Raw genomic sequence first — 13,276 nt, forward strand, 5'->3', positions numbered from 1 at the left:
ATCTGAAGGGCGATCGCTTCGCCCCATCCATATCCGTCCACATACTATGTCTCTTTACTCATGGCTGTCCATAGGCCCAGATGACCTTTTGTGGACGGGAATCGGAATGACGAAGCGTAAGCATCAACTCCTGACCGAGAGCGAACGCGATCAGATCCTCGCCATCCCGAGCGAGCGCGACCATCTAGCCCGGCTCTACACCTTCGAGCCTTCGGACATCGAGATCATCGGCGCACGACGGGAGCGACGGAACCAGTTGGGTGTCGCGCTGCAACTAGCGCTCTTGCGGCACCCGGGCATCACACTGGCGCAGTTGATACAGGACAAGGGAGCGATACCCCATGATCTCGCCGCCTTCGTCGCGGAACAACTTGGTCTACACGTAACCGACCTGGCCAACTATGCAGCGCGGGATCAGACGATGACGGACCATGCCCGCGAGCTGGCGATGCGAGCGGGCCTTCGTGGACCAACCCGCGCCGACATTCCCTTCATGATCGAAGCGGCCGCGAAAACGGCATGGGCGACCGACAAGGGGATAACGATAGCGATCGGCGTTGTCACCGCCCTTCGCGAGGCCCGGATTCTACTGCCGTCCATCTCCACCATCGAACGCGCCAGTAGTGCGGGACGCGCGCGTGCCCGCAAGCAGGCTGCCTACGCCCTGATCGCTGATCTTAGCGCCGAACAGGTCCACGCCCTCGACCAGGTCTTTGACGACGCCGGCGGCATGAGCCAACTCGCTTCGCTCAAGACCATTCCCGTTGCGGCCAGGCCCGATCACATCCGCCAGATTCTCGACCGCCTGCGGCAAGTGCGGAAGATCGGCATCTCCCCGGACGTGGCTGGCCGCATCCATGCCGACCGATTTCGGCAATATGTCAGGGAAGGCCGCGCTTCGCCTGCCTATATGATCGAGCGATATATTCCCTCCCGACGGCGCGCTACGCTGGTTGCGTTCCTGCTCGACCTCGAGGAACGACTGACCGATAACGCCTTGGAGATGGCGGACAAGCTGATCGGCAGCATCTTCACCCGCGCGAAGAACGCCCAGGCGCGCAGCTATGCCACCACGTCAAAGAATGTGGCGCGGCTGATGCTGATCTTTCGCAGGACAATCGACGCATTGACCGATGCGGTCGATACCGGCGAAGATCCAATGGAGGCCCTGGACGCATCGGTCGGGTGGAACACCCTCCTGAAGGCGAGGCCAGAAGTGGCGACAATCGCGGAAACCGCCAACCTTGATCCGCTGACGGTGGCGGCCGACCGCTATGCGACGTTGCGCAAGTTCGCCCCCGACCTGCTTGAGGCGCTCCAGTTCAGGGCCGGAAAGGGCAGTGCAAAAACGATCGCCGCCATCGAGATGCTGCGCGACCTCAACAGGTCGGGCAAACGCGATCTGCCTGCCGACGCTCCGATGCCCTTCCGCAAGGAATGGCGGAAAATCGTCGTGGGCGATGACGGCAAGATCAACCGGCGTCTCTGGGAAATCGCGACGATCGCGCATCTGCGCAACAAGCTGCGTTCCGGGGATGTCTGGGTGGAGCGATCGGCAGGATACCGCCGGTTCGACAGCTACCTGCTCAGCGAACCCCAGGCGAAGCCGATCGTGTCGGCTCTCGGTCTGCCACCCACAGCCGGCGAATGGCTCGAACAGCGGGGCCGCGAACTTGACTGGCGGCTTAAGAAATTTGCCCAGCGCCTGAAGCGCGACGCTCTGGAGGGTGTGCGATATCGCGACGACCGCCTCCAGATATCCCCCGTTCGCACGATCGCGACGCCCGACGCCGAAGCGCTGGCCGACCGGCTCGATGCCATGATGCCACGCATCCGCATCACCGAGCTACTGCATGAGGTGGCGCAGGAAACCGGCTTTCTTGCGGCGTTCACCAACCTGCGTACCGGCGAGCCGTGTCCCAATGAAAACGCGCTGCTCGCCACGATCCTCGCCGATGCGACCAATCTCGGCCTGTCGCGCATGGCGGCGGCGAGTCAGGGCGTCACGCGCGATCAGCTCCTCTGGACCCATGACGCCTATATCCGCGACGACAGCTACCGCGCGGCGCTGGCCCTCCTCATCAACGCGCACCACCGCCTGCCATTCTCACGAGTATGGGGCGACGGCACCACGTCCAGTTCCGATGGCCAGTTCTTCAGGGCCGCGAAGCGCGGCGCGTCGGGCGGCGATATCAACGCCCGCTATGGCGTCGATCATGGCTTCAGCTTCTACACCCATAATTCTGATCAGCGCGCGCCCTACCACGTCAAAGTGATCTCGGCCGCGACGCATGAGGCGCCCTATGTCCTCGACGGCCTCACCAGCCACGGCACCGATCTCAGGATCGTCGAGCATTACACCGACACCGGCGGGGCGACCGATCATGTCTTCGCCCTGTGCGCGATGCTGGGATTTCGCTTCTGCCCGCGCCTGCGCGACTTCCCCGACAGGCGGCTCGCGCCGATCGCGCCGGTCACGGCCTATCCGTCCATCACCCCGCTGTTGGGCAAGCGTATCCGCACCGACATCATCGGTGAGCAATGGGAAGACGTGCTGCGCCTCGTAGGGTCGATCAAGGCCGGCCATGTCGCGCCATCGGTCATGCTGCGAAAGCTCGCTGCCTACGAACGGCAGAACCAGCTCGATGTCGCGCTACAGGAAATCGGCAAGATCGAGCGGACGCTGTTCATGCTGGACTGGCTAGAAAATCCCGATCTGCGCCGGCGATGCCATGCCGGTCTCAACAACAGCGAGCAGCGCCATGCCCTGACGCAGGCGATCTACACATTCCGCCAGGGCCGCATCATCGACCGCAGCCACGAGGCGCAGCAATATCGGGCGTCCGGCCTCAATCTGCTCGTCGCCGCGATCGTCTATTGGAACACGATCTACATGGATGCCGCCGCCCAGCATCTACGATCAACATCGGTCGCGGTGCCTGATGATCTACTCGCCCATACGTCCCCAGTAGGTTGGGAGCATATTGCTTTCTCGGGCGATTTCCTCTGGGATCGAGCAGCCGCTTCCGCTGGCCGCAAGGCCCTCAATCTGCCGCCGGATAGCCGCGCCGCCTAAGCGTTCGCTGATTGTTCGCCCTTAGCGTTGCGTGTGGATGGCTCCCGCGTTGCGGTGCGATTTTCTGACGTTCTGACATGCCATATCGAGTGCAGTCGCGTGTCCGGCCTTTATGTGCAGCCTTTATACGGCTGCTGGCCTTGAAGGATTCCGCCAGCCCTGGCCTCCTCATCGTTTACGCGGACTCGAAGTCCTGTACGCTAAGCAGGTTTGCCGAAGCTCGGTGGATCGAATGGCTTGCCTTCAGTCGGTCTTCACACCTCAACCTTGTTTTGCCATCGCCTGCCAATCAGGCTGCGATCGCCAATTCCTTTCTTTCATACTCGACGCCGCGCGTCATCACCACCCATGCAATACGCGCCATCTTGTTGGCCAGAGCAACGGCCACGACCTTGGGCGGACGGCGATCAAGCAAGGCTTTGGCCCATTCAAAGCCTTTGACGCTGCCCGCCCGGACATGCCGCAGCACTGAAGTCGCACCGACGACCAGCAATTGTCGCAGGTAGCGATTGCCGCCCTTGGTAATCTTGCCCAGGCGGGTCTTGCCACCTGACGAGTTTTGCCGGGGCACGAGTCCAAGCCAGGCGGCGAAATGGCGGGCCGACCTGAAGCTCTGCGCGTTGGTCACCATCGACGCGAGCGCCGAGGCGGTGATCACACCAACGCCGGGGATGGTTTCAAGGATGTTGCTGACGTCGTTGCGATAATGCCAGCGGGTCAACTGCTTATCGATCCCGGTGAGCTTGTCCTGCAGTTCCTGAATGTGGCGCGCTAAGACGCCGAGTGTCTCGCGCGCCAGTTCCGGAAGATCGAGTTCGTCCCCTTTCGCAAGCCGATCGACCATGCGCACCACCTGCGCCACGCCGGTACCCGTCACAAGACCGAATTCGGCCAGATGGCTGCGCACGGCATTGAACATCATCGTCCGCTGCTTGATCAGCAGTGCCCGCGTTTTGTGCAGCACGCCGCCAGCCTGCTGGTCAACTGACTTGATTTCGACGAACCGCATTGTCGGCCGCGTCACCGCCTCGCAAATCGCTTCGGCATCGGCGGCATCGTTCTTCTGCCGCTTGACGTAAGGTTTCACGTAGATCGGCGGGATGAGTTTTACGTCGTGGCCCAGGTTCTGGAGCTGCCGACCCCAGTGATGCGCCGTTCCGCAGGCTTCGATCCCGATCAGAACCGGAGGCAATGCCGCGAAAAACTTCAACATCTGTCCGCGCTTCAATTGCCGGGTCACAACCACCTGACCCGCAGCGTCTACACCATGGACCTGGAACACCGACTTCGCGATATCCAGCCCAATCGTGACAATCTCACTCATCGTCCGTCTCCTCGCTCTTCAGCCGAGGCAGTCTGCCTCAGCCGGTGAGCGGGAGCCATCCACTCCATCGTTTAGCGTACCATCCACGCTATGCCCTCTAGTTTCGCGCTTTTCAGAACCGCCCCTCCATAGTCGCTGCTGGCATCACTTCATGCCGGCATGTCTTTCATCATCTCGTCGTGATCGGCCGGCACACTCGCCACAAACCCTTGTACTGCTCGCGCATCGTTCCCTGGAGCCTGGGCACGAACGCGAGCATACCCCGCGCGAAGAAGTTTAGGCGGCCATCTTTTCGCAGGCGTCGGCGCACTTGCGGCACGCGGCCACGCAATCCTCCATGCCGTCCAGGGATTCGCAGCTCGCAGCGCACGCTCGGCAGACCTCGGCGCACTCGCGGCAGATATGTTGATGGTGGGACGACTTGCGCGCCATGAAGTCGATTGCGACTTCGCAAATCTGCGCACAGTCGGCCATGATCTTTATATGCTCCGGTGCGGCGTGCTGGCCGCCCATTTCAAGGCAATGGTTCATTGCCATGTGCAGGCAGGTCACATGACACTCGTGGCAGGCGTCCATGCAGGCCTGCATGTCGGGGTTCATCTGATGCATCGATCCATCTCCGTCTGAGTCCCCCCACTAGAAGATACGCGCTTTGCGCGATAACCCCTTGCATAAAAATTCCAGCGGCGCTTGCCGGTTCCAGACCAAGCGATGTCGCCACCATAATTCCGCCGGCGAGCGCAAGCGGCGTCAACCGTCATCGTCGAGATCTGGCCCGCGCCCGCGCCCGCGCCCGGCTCTGCTGCCATGTCGGCCATCGGACCCGGAACCTGCTGAGCATGGGAGCGGCCATCTTTTCGGGCGTGACACTCTGCCCGTGGGGGGCCAGCGCGCGCATCGTGCCGATGACGTGCTTCAGCCACACACCCACGAGCCACAGGTCAACGCGATGTACCGTTGCGTACCGACAGCTTCGACAGTGCTTACGACACTCAAATGGGGAGCGACCTGAGGTGCGTCATCGAGGACAAGGCCGAGCCGCCAGATAGGCTCAGGACGCCAGACGCGTGAGTATAGGGCATTCGGGCCGCTCGTCCCCATGGCAGGCATTCGCAAGGTCGAGCAGTGCTTCGCGCATGGCATTGAGTGCATCCGCCTTCCGACCCAGGTCTCCCGCGCGCGATTCCGCCAGAGCCTTGACCTCCGCGCTCGCGCGCTCGCGGTCGGACCAGAGATCAAGCAGCACGCGGATTTCCCCAATGGGAAAGCCGAGATCGCGGGCGTTGGCGATGAAACGCAGGAGGTGCACGTCGGCTTGCGAATAGTCGCGATACCCGCTGTCACGTCGCGGCGGCGACGGGATAAGCCCGATCTTCTCATAATGGCGGATCATGCGCTGCGACACAGCGCTCGCATCGGAGGCCGCGCCGATGTTCACAGCGTCACCCGATTGAGACGCAGCGCGTTGGTGACGACGCTGACGGATGACAGGGCCATCGCCGCAGCGGCGATGACAGGCGACAGAAGGATGCCGAACACCGGATAGAGCAGCCCGGCGGCGATGGGGACGCCAGCGGCATTGTAGATGAAGGCGAAGAACAGGTTCTGGCGTATGTTGGCCATCGTTGCCTCGCTCAGGCGCCGCGCCCGCACGATGCCGTTGAGATCACCCTTGAGCAGTGTGATCCCGGCGCTTTCGATGGCGACATCGGTGCCCGAACCCATGGCGATGCCGACGTCCGCCGCCGCGAGAGCGGGCGCGTCGTTCACCCCATCGCCAGCCATGGCAACGACATGGCCTTCGCGCTGCAGCCGCAGGACGACAGCGCTCTTCTGATCGGGCAGCACCTCGGCTTCAACCGCATCGATGCCTAGTTTCCGGGCCACCGCCTCGGCGGTTGTCCGGTTGTCGCCCGTCAACATGACGACGCTCACGCCCTCTTTTCGCAAGGCGGCCAGCGCCTCCGCTGTGGTTGCCTTGATCGAGTCCGCAATGGCGAGAATTCCGGCGACCCGGCCATCAACGGCCGCGAAAATCGCCGTCGCTCCGTCCGCCCGCAGCTCATTGGCGCGTGCAGCCGCGGCTGACACATCGATGCCATTCTCTTTGAGATAAACGGCGCCGCCCAGAAAGATCCGCTTGCCGTCCACGGTCCCGACCGCGCCCTTTCCGGTAGGCGAGTCAAAGTCGGAAACCTCGGGAACGTCGATGTCACGATCCTTCGCGGCCGCGACGATCGCGAGCGCCAGCGGATGCTCCGACGCCCGCTCGACGCCCGCCGCCAGGCGAAGAAGATCGTGCTCCGAAAAGCCGTCCATCGCCACGATATTCGTGACCGATGGGCGCCCTTCTGTCAGCGTGCCGGTTTTGTCGACGACGATCGTGTCGACCTTTTCCATGCGCTCCAGCGCCTCGGCATTCTTGATCAGGACACCGAGGCCGGCCCCCCGTCCGATCCCGACCATGATCGACATCGGCGTCGCGAGACCCAGCGCGCAGGGACAAGCGATGATCAGCACCGCGACCGCGGCCACGAGGCCATGCGCCAGTCGCGGTTCTGGACCCCATATTCCCCAGATCGCAAAGGAGAGCAGTGCGACGGCAAGCACTGCCGGCACGAACCAGCCCGCAACCTTGTCGGCCATGCGCTGGATCGGCGCGCGCGAACGCTGCGCATCTGCCACCATCTGGACGATCCGCGCCAGCATCGTATCCCGGCCAACCTTGTCCGCGCGTATGACGAGCGATCCTGTTTGGTTTATCGTGCCCGCCACTACATGGGCATCGACCGTCTTCGTCACCGGCATCGACTCGCCAGTCACCATGGACTCGTCGATCGAAGAGCGGCCGTCCTCGACAATCGCATCCACAGGCACCTTTTCGCCGGGGCGGACGCGCAACCTGTCGCCGACCACGATCAGGTCAATCGCGACTTCCTCGTCGTGACCATCCGGCAGGATCCGGCGGGCAGTCTTGGGTGCCAGATTGAGCAGGGCCTTGATCGCGCCCGATGTCCGCTCTCGCGCGCGCAGCTCGAGAACCTGCCCAAGGAGCACGAGGACGGTGATGACCGCGGCGGCCTCGAAATAGATGGCGACCGTGCCATCCATCATGCGGAATGCCGCCGGGAATATTCCGGGGGCAAGCGTGGCCACCACGCTATAGGCCCAGGCGACACCGGTTCCCATCGCGATCAGCGTGAACATGTTCAGGTTTCGCGTCCGAATGGACGCCCAACCGCGCTCGAAAAACGGCCAACCGGCCCAAAGCACGACGGGGGTCGCCAAAGCGAGCTGAACCCACCCTGATATTCGCTCGGGGACGAGTTGATGAAGCGCGGGGAAAAGGTGTCCGCCCATTTCGAGTAGGAATATGGGCACCGTCAGCGCCAGGGCGATCCAGAAGCGCCGTGACATATCGACGAGTTCAGGGCTCGGGCCTGATTCCGCCGTTATGAGCTCGGGCTCGAGTGCCATGCCGCAGATCGGGCAAGGACCGGCACGATCTTTTCGGATCTCCGGGTGCATCGGACAAGTCCAAATCGTGCCAGGTTCTGCGGCCGTGGGCGTGTCGCCCCCGCTCGACAGATATCGTTCCGGCTCGGCGACGAACTTCGCCCGACATCCGGCACTGCAGAAGTGAAACTCCTGGTCGCCGTGTGAGGCATGGTGCGCGGTCGCGCCGGGATCGACCATCATGCCGCAGACAGGATCCTTCGCTGTCGTCGGACCTTGCGGCTCGCGGTGCTTTCCAGCGCAACAGTTATGCGCACCAGATGTGTTCGCGGAAATAGGATCGGTCATGGCTCGTCTCCTTGTCGACGCTAAACAATCTGGGGTCTGACATCGTGTCAGGGTCAAGGCCCCGGTTCAAATATTCTGTCCGCCAGACGCTGGAGCCTGATTATTCGAGCAAGAGATTGTGGATCGCGGTCGCTGCCTTGGCCGCCTGACCCGCCGCGACGGCAATCTGGTCCAACCCTTCGACGACGTCGCCGGCAGCGAACAGGCCGCTGATCGATGTTCGCTGGTGGTCGTCGACGATGATGCAACCCGACGCGCTCAACGAAGCACCGGCTACCCGCGCGAGCTCTGATCTTCCGGAACTTCCGAGCGCGACATAGAGCGTATCGAAGCTGAGCGATTGGCCATCGGACAGGCGCACGAGAACATCATCATCGTTTATCGATAATGTTTGTATGGCGGCACGTTCGACCGCAATTCCGCCGTCCGCAAGATCAGCTTGGTCGGCAAGAGAAAGCTGCACGGATTCTTCAGTGAGCAGGGTAACGGTTTCGCTGTAGCGCCGCACGAAGATCGCCTCGGCCGCTCCATGCTCCGAGCAGCCCAGGACTGCCACGCGCTTGCCGCGCACCTCGTACGCATCACAAATTGGGCAGTAGCGGATGAGGCCGCGCGAAACGCCTCTGTCATGTGCAGCTTGGGCGAGGTTGGGTCGGTGGTTTGCAACGCCCGGCGCAAGCAACACCGTCCGCGCCTCGAGGGTGCGGGAACTCATGCCCACGGCAAAGCCTGTCTTGGACTGCATGATACCGAGGGCCACGTCACTGACCAATTCCGCACCGTAGCCGACAGCGTGCTGACGCATACGCGACAACAACTCCTCACCAGATATCCCTTCCGGGAAGCCGATGAGATTATGCGTCGTGGGAATGCTGGCGGCACGTCCGGCCCCGGCGTCGATAACCAACGTGGCACGCAGAAATCGACCCAGGTAGGTGGCAGCTGTCAGGCCTGCGGGGCCTCCGCCAATGATAATGCAGTCGTACATGCGCACCTCGCCGACGGTGATCCTCATTTCTATTACGCGCGCTCGCCCATCTTCCCTCGCATGCCCTTCGATGTTTTGAAGAAATTGCTGGCCGGGGCGAGGGGTGCGCGCCGCCGGTGCGTAAGTCAGTAGTAGCCCGTCGAGAGACTCGATGGGCCATTCGGGAGCCCACGGGTCGCAGCGTGGAGCGGGGCGAGCGTCCAAGGGAAGACCTGATCGAACCAACGATCATCCGCTTGGCCGTTCGTCCCGCGATGGGCGGAACTGTTGGCTCCTTGGCACTTGCGAGCGCAAGTGCAGGGGGAGGTATAAATGGAGACCTACAGTCCTTTTTCTGTGTCGATGGGACGTGCGCTTTGGGTCATGGCCATGGTAGCGGGACCGCCTTTGATCATCATGGGTGTCGTGGGGCTGGTCATCTCGATTATTCAAGCCGCGACGTCGATCAACGAGCAAACGGTCAGCTTCGTGCCTAAATTGCTCGCGCTGCTGCTATTCCTGGTCCTCTTTGGTGCCGCGATGGGAGCATTGCTTGTCGATTATACGCGCGACCTCCTCATCCACATTCCAGACGACATCCAGTGAACAGCGAGGCAATCGACTTCCGCATGGCGTGGCAGGGATCAGGAATCTGGCCTGCCGTCGACCACAATGCTAGCCTCTCGAGCTCATCGAGTAATCGACAAAGGGGGACGGTTTGGCGGATTTTGAATTGCTGGCACGGCAACTCATTCAGCGATGGAAGGAAGATCCGAACGCGACCTATCAGAGCTGGTTTTTGTGGGACGAGCGGATCAAGAATTTCCGCTCCATCCGCCGCGGTCTGGCCCAGGTGGTCGCCGAGATCGAGACGGGACGATTTGGCGTCGCTTATCGCGGCTCGTCGCTGGAAACCGTGGTTCATTCGGTCGCGGAACAACGGCAGATCTTCAAGGGGGCAGATCATGCCTTTTTGTGGAAGCCAAAGCTGCGGATACCGGACATTTATGAGAACGCGGCGCATCAGCGCGCCTTTGGCCGGTTGCTGGATCACTGCGCGTGCTGCGATACGGCGGAAGAAATTATTTCCGGCATCCATACGATCGACCGGCTGAACATTAAGGGGCTCGGGCCAGCGGTCGCCAATCTCCTGTATTTTCTGCATCCGACGCTGGTGCCGCCGTTCAACACGGCGATCGTTAACGGGTACAACAAGCTCACGGGCGGAAAGGTCAAGCTGGGGAGTTGGCCGCATTTCCTGGCAATGCGGTCGGAGGTTCTCGATCTCAATGAACAATTCCGGGATCTGCTGTCCAACGATCTTGGCGCCATTGGCGGTCTATTGTTCGACATCGGCTCAGGCCGATATCCGGCCCCGCCCCGCGGTGAGGAGGATCAAAGCGCTAGCGGCTGGACAGCTCGTCTCGAGCAAGCCCGGGCAGAAGCGCAGAACCTCAATAAGGCTGTTCAGAAGCAGGGCGAAAGCGATCGCACCCATTCGGAAATTCAAGCCTGGCTCCGCGATATCGGTCGGGCGCTTGGCTATGATGTCTGGATAGCGGCCAATGATCGCGGCCGTCTTCATAACGGGATACGCCTTGGGGAGGGGTGCCTTGAAAGCTTGCCAGCTTCCATTTCCACCTCGACCGGCGGCGACGCCATCCGCCTGATCGATGTGTTGTGGCTCGAACAGGGCGGTGATCGTGTTGCGGCGGCTTTCGAGGTGGAGCACTCGACTTCGATCTATTCCGGCATAGTGCGCATGCTCGACCTGGCCCTGAGCGGGAGCGCACTACACGCAACCGCTGGGCTGTTCCTCGTCGCCCCGGACGCCCGAGAAGCCGACGTGCGGGCGCAACTGGCGCGCCCCGCCTTCAGCCGTGTCGCCGATCTCGAGATCGCCTATCTTCCCTATGGCGAGCTGGAGCGGCACAAGGAGGCAATTTCGCGGTTCGGATCAGGGCTGAAGGCGATCAAGGCCATAGCCCGCACACTGCCCTAAAAATCTCTCACTCACATTCCCGATGCTGGTGGCGCAAGCAGCCCAAGCCACGCGACCAGCGCGAGGATCGCGATTGCGCAACTGCTTTCGATCAGGAGGCTCCGGCGTAATGCTCCGACTGCGGCTGCGCCCTCTCCGCGCTCCAACGCAGCCGCGAGCGCCGGCGTCAGAAAAAAGCGGTTCGCCGCGGCCAGGAGGAGCATCGCACCGAAAAGCAGCAACTTGCCTAGAAGCAGGATGCCATAGAGGGTGGTGAAAAGTGCGCCGAGTTTCGATGGCCCAATCAATATCCAACTATTTACGAGGCCCGAGACAATCAGCAGGCCGACGACAATCGAGCCAACTCTTGCAAATCCGTCCAATGCCCGGTGGGAAAGATGGATATGCTCGGCCGCCATGCGCGTAGCGGACCGGAAGATCAGGAGACAGAGGCCACATAGCGCCCCTATCCAGGTCCCGGCCGCCAGCAGATGGGTGATGTCTGCGGCCAGGTGGAGCCAGCCAAGTGCGCCTTCATCGGCGGCTCCATGGCCGGTCCACGCCAGCGTAGAAAGTGCCACGGCGGCCGTGATCGAGAGCGAAGCCAATGCGAAGGTCGGCCGCTGCCATCCCACGATCGAGAAATACAACACTAACAGGAGAGCGGCGATACGCAGCTGCCAAACGGTGCCGATCGTCGTGCCCGAGATTACCAGGCTGACCGTCGCGCGGTCGACCTCGCCGATGGCGACTCCGCCCATCGATGCGGCCAATACCATGACGCCCAGGATCGACAATCCGATGCCGACCAGAGCGATGGTGGCGAGAACGGGACGGAAGCGCAGGACCGAGCCGGATTGCCGCTCGGCCCCGCGCAGCGTGTAGAGCCCGAACATCGGCAGCCCAAACAGGAGCATGAGATCAAGATATAGCCCCAGCCTGACGGCGGTCGCTACCGTGTCTGGCACCCCTTACTTGACCTTGAACGTGTAGCTGCCCTGGACGCGATGCGTGTCGGTGGACACGATGTGATAGTCGACCTTGTACGTCCCGGCAGACAGCGGCTTGGCGAAGGTCGCAACAAGCGTCTTGCCATCGGGGGCGAGGGCAACCTTGACGCCATTCATCTTCATCGGCCCCATCTTCATGCCGGGCATTTCGGTCATGGTCAGGTCGATGCCGGAAAATTGAGCAACGAGCGCCTCGGAAAAAACGAGCTGAACTTTTGTAGGGGCGGTGACCACCGCGTCGGCGGCGGGCATCGCAGTCGCCAGCCTGGGGTGTGCCTGAGCGGCCGTGGCTACGATTGCAGAGGCGGCCAGCGCAACCGCAAAAACTGTCTTACGAAACATCGATTTCTCCATGCGCGGCGGTACTGCCGACAATTCGAATTACGCACGGCCGCCCGTGACCCCTCAACGATGCCGCCACAATTCTTAGGCGAGCGCCGCACCCGACCTTCTGAGTTCGGTGAACGAGGATGATTTTCATAGGCCATGAGGGGTCGAGGCGCCCCGCGGCATTTGCCGAGCGGCCCCTTTCTTGCGATCGCGGCACTCGCCGTCGCTGCGGTCGGCGGTGTGGTGGTGTATGTCGGTGCATATGACATCGGCGCCGACTCGCCGCATAGCCGGCCTATCTACTGGATGATCGAGCAATTCCGGGATCGTTCTGTCGCTGTGCGCGCACGTAATGTCGTCGTCCCTGGCAATCTGATGGATGTAAAGCGCCTAGAGAGCGGCGCGGGGCTCTACACGGAGATGTGCAGTGGCTGTCATCTAGGGCCGGGCCTCGAGAAGACAGAGATCAGCCAGGGCCTGTATCCACGAGCCCCAGAGCTATTCCGGGAGCCACAAAGGTCGGCCAAGGAGCAGTTCTGGATGATCAAACATGGCGTCAAGCTCACGGCCATGCCGGCGTGGGGGAAAACGCACAGCGACGATTTGATTTGGGATATGGTGGCTTTTGTTCGTCAGCTACCGAAGATGTCGGCTGCGCAATATCAGGCCGCTGTCGCCAGCGCGCCGGAAGATCATGATGCGATGATGAAAGACATGCCAGGTATGGCGAAGACGGCGCCTTGAATGGGTACTTGCGTCGGTCAGCGCGAGATATCGCGTCGCG

At 62.0% G+C, this 13,276-nt stretch carries 11 protein-coding genes; 4 read left to right on the forward strand and 7 right to left on the reverse strand.

The annotated features are described in order from the left end of the window. Nucleotides 1-106 precede the first annotated feature (106 nt). A complete protein-coding gene (locus CEQ44_RS06465) occupies nt 107-3,076 on the forward strand; it encodes a Tn3 family transposase (protein ID WP_088185359.1) in 2,970 nt (989 codons plus the stop codon). 289 nt (nt 3,077-3,365) lie between these two features. On the opposite strand, the gene CEQ44_RS06470 is transcribed toward CEQ44_RS06465, so the two are convergent. From CEQ44_RS06470 to CEQ44_RS06490, 5 genes are all read right to left on the reverse strand, one after another. Continuing rightward, the gene (locus CEQ44_RS06470; RefSeq protein WP_010338606.1) at nt 3,366-4,400 is read right to left on the reverse strand and encodes an IS110 family transposase; all 1,035 of its coding nucleotides are present in this window, start codon (nt 4,398-4,400) and stop codon (nt 3,366-3,368) included. Nucleotides 4,401-4,676: 276 nt separating this feature from the next. Then, the gene (locus tag CEQ44_RS06475) at nt 4,677-5,009 is read right to left on the reverse strand and encodes a four-helix bundle copper-binding protein (RefSeq protein WP_088181986.1); all 333 of its coding nucleotides are present in this window, start codon (nt 5,007-5,009) and stop codon (nt 4,677-4,679) included. A 442-nt stretch (nt 5,010-5,451) separates the two neighbouring features. Continuing rightward, nucleotides 5,452-5,838, reverse strand: coding sequence for a Cu(I)-responsive transcriptional regulator (gene cueR / locus CEQ44_RS06480; RefSeq protein ID WP_024018159.1), 387 nt, complete (start codon nt 5,836-5,838; stop codon nt 5,452-5,454). Continuing rightward, nucleotides 5,835-8,204, reverse strand: coding sequence for a heavy metal translocating P-type ATPase (locus CEQ44_RS06485; protein ID WP_037529499.1), 2,370 nt, complete (start codon nt 8,202-8,204; stop codon nt 5,835-5,837). The genes cueR and CEQ44_RS06485 overlap by 4 nt, the downstream gene beginning before the upstream one ends. A gap of 100 nt (nt 8,205-8,304) precedes the next feature. Next, nucleotides 8,305-9,219: an NAD(P)/FAD-dependent oxidoreductase gene (locus CEQ44_RS06490; RefSeq protein ID WP_024018161.1), complete on the reverse strand. Its 915-nt coding sequence runs from the start codon at nt 9,217-9,219 to the stop codon at nt 8,305-8,307. A 285-nt stretch (nt 9,220-9,504) separates the two neighbouring features. Here CEQ44_RS06490 and CEQ44_RS06495 point away from each other — a divergent pair, with 285 nt between their 5' ends. Together CEQ44_RS06495 and CEQ44_RS06500 are read left to right on the forward strand one after the other, a co-directional pair. Continuing rightward, entirely contained in the window at nt 9,505-9,777 is a 273-nt protein-coding gene (locus CEQ44_RS06495) for a flagellar biosynthetic protein FliQ (protein WP_088181985.1), read from the forward strand. A gap of 112 nt (nt 9,778-9,889) precedes the next feature. Further along, on the forward strand, nt 9,890-11,173 hold the full coding sequence (locus CEQ44_RS06500) for a hypothetical protein (RefSeq protein WP_024018163.1): 1,284 nt from the start codon (nt 9,890-9,892) through the stop codon (nt 11,171-11,173). Between the two features lie 11 nt (nt 11,174-11,184). On the opposite strand, the gene copD is transcribed toward CEQ44_RS06500, so the two are convergent. Next, nucleotides 11,185-12,120, reverse strand: coding sequence for a copper homeostasis membrane protein CopD (gene copD / locus CEQ44_RS06505; RefSeq protein WP_031308578.1), 936 nt, complete (start codon nt 12,118-12,120; stop codon nt 11,185-11,187). A 3-nt stretch (nt 12,121-12,123) separates the two neighbouring features. Beyond that, nucleotides 12,124-12,504, reverse strand: coding sequence for a copper homeostasis periplasmic binding protein CopC (gene copC / locus CEQ44_RS06510; RefSeq protein WP_031308579.1), 381 nt, complete (start codon nt 12,502-12,504; stop codon nt 12,124-12,126). A gap of 171 nt (nt 12,505-12,675) precedes the next feature. On the opposite strand from copC, the gene CEQ44_RS06515 reads away from it, so the two are divergent. Continuing rightward, complete coding sequence (locus CEQ44_RS06515) at nt 12,676-13,236, forward strand: cytochrome c (protein ID WP_239019059.1); 561 nt, start codon at nt 12,676-12,678, stop codon at nt 13,234-13,236. The last annotated feature ends 40 nt before the right edge of the window (nt 13,237-13,276 follow it).

The organism is Sphingobium sp. Z007, assembly GCF_900013425.1.
Classification (GTDB): domain Bacteria; phylum Pseudomonadota; class Alphaproteobacteria; order Sphingomonadales; family Sphingomonadaceae; genus Sphingobium.

Excerpts from the sequence above, each read along its gene's own strand:
- CEQ44_RS06465 (WP_088185359.1), top strand. The coding sequence starts at position 107 with ATGACGAAGCGTAAGCATCAACTCCTGACCGAGAGCGAACGCGATCAG.
- CEQ44_RS06470 (WP_010338606.1), bottom strand. The coding sequence starts at position 4,400 with ATGAGTGAGATTGTCACGATTGGGCTGGATATCGCGAAGTCGGTGTTC.
- CEQ44_RS06475 (WP_088181986.1), bottom strand. The coding sequence starts at position 5,009 with ATGCATCAGATGAACCCCGACATGCAGGCCTGCATGGACGCCTGCCAC.
- CEQ44_RS06485 (WP_037529499.1), bottom strand. The coding sequence starts at position 8,204 with ATGACCGATCCTATTTCCGCGAACACATCTGGTGCGCATAACTGTTGC.
- CEQ44_RS06490 (WP_024018161.1), bottom strand. The coding sequence starts at position 9,219 with ATGAGGATCACCGTCGGCGAGGTGCGCATGTACGACTGCATTATCATT.
- CEQ44_RS06495 (WP_088181985.1), top strand. The coding sequence starts at position 9,505 with ATGGAGACCTACAGTCCTTTTTCTGTGTCGATGGGACGTGCGCTTTGG.
- copC (WP_031308579.1), bottom strand. The coding sequence starts at position 12,504 with ATGTTTCGTAAGACAGTTTTTGCGGTTGCGCTGGCCGCCTCTGCAATC.